General features: G+C 70.2%; 5 protein-coding genes. 4 read left to right on the forward strand and 1 reads right to left on the reverse strand.

Going from position 1 to position 2,948, the window contains the following annotated elements; genetic code table 11:
• On the forward strand, positions 1-209 hold a 209-nt coding region (locus WA805_RS28655), incomplete at its 5' end, for a M55 family metallopeptidase (RefSeq protein WP_425243884.1).
• Positions 210-218: 9 nt separating this feature from the next.
• Here WA805_RS28655 and WA805_RS28660 read toward each other — a convergent pair.
• A complete protein-coding gene (locus WA805_RS28660) occupies positions 219-410 on the reverse strand; it encodes a hypothetical protein (RefSeq protein WP_422272573.1) in 192 nt (63 codons plus the stop codon).
• 76 nt (positions 411-486) lie between these two features.
• Here WA805_RS28660 and WA805_RS28665 point away from each other — a divergent pair, with 76 nt between their 5' ends.
• The 3 genes from WA805_RS28665 to WA805_RS28675 all read left to right on the forward strand — a co-directional run.
• Positions 487-1,038: an HhH-GPD-type base excision DNA repair protein gene (locus WA805_RS28665; protein ID WP_425241142.1), complete on the forward strand. Its 552-nt coding sequence runs from the start codon at positions 487-489 to the stop codon at positions 1,036-1,038.
• A gap of 116 nt (positions 1,039-1,154) precedes the next feature.
• Positions 1,155-2,180 (forward strand): adenosine deaminase, encoded by a 1,026-nt coding sequence (gene add, locus WA805_RS28670; RefSeq protein WP_425243885.1) that lies wholly within the window; start codon positions 1,155-1,157, stop codon positions 2,178-2,180.
• 98 nt (positions 2,181-2,278) lie between these two features.
• A partial coding sequence (locus WA805_RS28675; RefSeq protein ID WP_425243886.1) for a hypothetical protein occupies positions 2,279-2,948 on the forward strand: 670 nt, incomplete at its 3' end.

Raw genomic sequence — 2,948 nt, forward strand, 5'->3', positions numbered from 1 at the left:
CGCGCGAGGTGCCGCTGCCGGACATCGCGCTGCCCGCCAGGCTCGACGTGCACATGCAGACCGCGGACATGGCCGACGTCGCGGGCTGGGTGAAGGGCGTCGAGCGGACCGGCACCCGAACGGTGCGGGTCGAGGGGGATGACCCGCTCGCGGTCTACCGCGCGTTCGTAGGAATTACCTACATCACCCGGGTCGCTGAGGGGCGCTGACCTGCCGGGTTACCTGAGCGCCTTGCGACGGCGGAGCTCGCGGTACCTGCGGCGCTGCGAGGCGTCGAGCGACATGTACGCGGCCGCCGGGATCCCGATTGCCAGCACCACGATGCCCGCCGTCGCCCACCACGGCAACCAGATCAGCAGGATCAGCCCAAGGACGATCCCCACGATCGACCACTTCACGTGCGGTGTCATGATGACTCCATCCATCCGGGCTGTGACCCAGCCGCTTTCAGCTTATCTCCGGAGCAAACCGTCAATGCAGATCTCCATGCCCGTCGATGCCGAGGCTAACGAACTCCTGACGCGCAGCCCGCTAGCGCTTCTAATCGCGATGCTACTCGATCAGCAGGTCCCATTGGAACGCGCATTTAGCGCGCCGCGCGACTTGGTCAAGCGGCTCGGCCGCGAGCCGACCGCCGAGGAGCTGGCGGACTTCAACCCCGAGCAGCTCGCGGCGGTGTTCGGCGAGCGCCCGGCGCTGCACCGGTTCCCCAAGGCGATGGCCGCGCGGACCCAGGAGCTGGCGAAGCTGATCGTCACGGACTACGGCGGCGAGCCGACCGCGATCTGGACGACCGCCTCCTCCGGCGCCGAGCTGCTGAAGCGAATCGAGGCGCTGCCAGGCTTTGGCGCGCAGAAGGCGAAGATCTTCGTCGCGCTGCTCGGCAAGCAGCTCGGCGTCCGGCCGCCGGGCTGGCGGGAGGCGGCCGGGCAGTTCGGCGCGGAGGGGTCGCACCTGTCGGTGGCGGACATCTACGACGCCGAGTCGCTGGGCGAGGTGCGCTCGTACAAGGCGGCGCTGAAGGCGGCAAAGAAATAGCGACTCCGCGACAAAGACGACGCGCCGAAGGAGTCACCACGGGCCCGTTCCGATAACTTTACTTTTTGATGTAAGAAATTATGGCGAGCGGCGCGGAGACTGTTAGCGTCGACCGCATGGAGTCCATTGACGCGTTCGTGGCGGAGCTTCCCAAGGTGGAACTTCACGTTCATTTGGTCGGTTCGGCGTCGGCGGAGACCGTGCTGGAGCTGGCGCGGCGGCACCCGGACCGCGGGGTGCCGCGTACCGCCGAGGAACTGCGGCGGTTCTACGAGTTCCGCGACTTCCCGCACTTCATCGAGGTCTACAAGGCCGTCAGCGGGCTGATCAGGGAGCCTGAGGACATCGCGGACCTGGTGCGCGGCGTCGCGCGCGACCTCGCCGCGCAGCGGGTCAGGTACGTCGAGATGCAGTTCGGGCCGGCCGCCTTCCGGCGCATCGGCATGCCGGACGCGGTGATAACCGAGGCGCTCGACGTGGGCACGCGGGACGCGCTGGCCGAGCACGGGCTCAGGATCGGGTACATCCTCGAGTTCCCAGGCCAGACCGCGGGCGAAGACGCGGTGCCGACGCTGACGCACGCGCTCGAGCATCCGCCGGAGGCGCTGACCGGGTTCGGCATCGGCGGGATCGAGGCGGGGCGCGCCCCGTACCGGGACGTGATCAGGGACGTGTTCGCCGCCGCGGCCGCGGCGGGGCTGCACTGCGTGCCGCACGCGGGCGAGACCACCGGCGCGGAGACGGTGTGGGAGGCGATCGACTTCCTGCACGCGGAGCGGATCGGGCACGGGATCCGGTCGATGGACGACCCGCGGCTGGTCGCGTACCTCGCGGAGCGGCAACTGCCGGTCGACGTATCGCCGACCTCGAACGTGCGCACCCGGTGCGTGCCGTCGCTGGCCGCGCATCCGCTGCCGTCGATGCTCGACGCGGGCCTGTTCGTGACGCTGAACAGCGACGATCCGCCAATGTTCGGCACGACGCTGAGCAACGAGTACCTGGCGGCCGGCCGCGAGCTCGGGCTGAGCGCCGCCGGGCTCGCCGGGCTGGCGGCGAACGGCGTCCGTGCGTCGTTCCTTGACGACGCGGCGAAGGAGTCGCTGCTCGGCGAGATCGCGACCGTGCTGGCCGCGCACGAATAGCGGGTCACTCTCTCGGCGTTCGGCACATGACGTCTGCGCGCTGGTGACCGGTAGGGTTTTGCGCAGATAAGACGGAATGCGTACGGGAGCCCGATTTCATGATCGCCAGGCAGCAGCTGGCCCGCCTGCTTCCGCTGGCGCTGCTCGTCGTGCTCGCCATCGTCGGCCTGCGCGGCGCCGTGCCCGCGCCGCGGTGGAACGGGCCGCTGCGCGCCGAGGGCGTGGTGATCGGGATCGCGCTCGAAGTCGTGCTCGGCGTGCTGCTGGTTATCACGCTGCGCCGGGACCGCGTCGCGCGACACGCGGCGGCCACGCGGCCCTACAGCGAGGCCGACGACGAGATCGGGGTGCCCGCCGCGCTGCGGTTCGCGCTCAAGTGGCTGCTCGGCGGGGGCATGGTGGCGGTCGCCGCCGTGCTGATCAGCAACCTGCACTTCTTCATCAAGCCGCAGCACCCGCGGCCCGTGACCTTGCCCGCGCCGCCGGTGGTGCTGCCGAAGCTGCACAAAGCCAGCGCTCCGCTGCACATTCCGGTCGGGCCGATCCTCTACGCGCTGCTGGTGCTGGCGCTGGTGGCGGCGGTGGCGATCAGCCTCTGGTGGGCGTCGCGGCTGCGTCACTTGGCGCTGCCGCGCTTGCTCCCCGACGCGGCCGACGCCGACGAGCTGCGCGAGGCGGTCGAGTCCGGGCGGCTGGCGTTCGCTGAGCTCGACGACGCGCGGGCGGCGATCATCGCCTGCTACGTGGCGATGGAGGGCAGCCTCGCCG

It is taken from the genome of Trebonia sp., from assembly GCF_049794275.1.
Lineage (GTDB): Bacteria > Actinomycetota > Actinomycetes > Streptosporangiales > Streptosporangiaceae > Trebonia.

Excerpts from the sequence above, each read along its gene's own strand:
- add (WP_425243885.1), top strand. The coding sequence starts at position 1,155 with ATGGAGTCCATTGACGCGTTCGTGGCGGAGCTTCCCAAGGTGGAACTT.
- WA805_RS28665 (WP_425241142.1), top strand. The coding sequence starts at position 487 with ATGCCCGTCGATGCCGAGGCTAACGAACTCCTGACGCGCAGCCCGCTA.
- WA805_RS28660 (WP_422272573.1), bottom strand. The coding sequence starts at position 410 with ATGACACCGCACGTGAAGTGGTCGATCGTGGGGATCGTCCTTGGGCTG.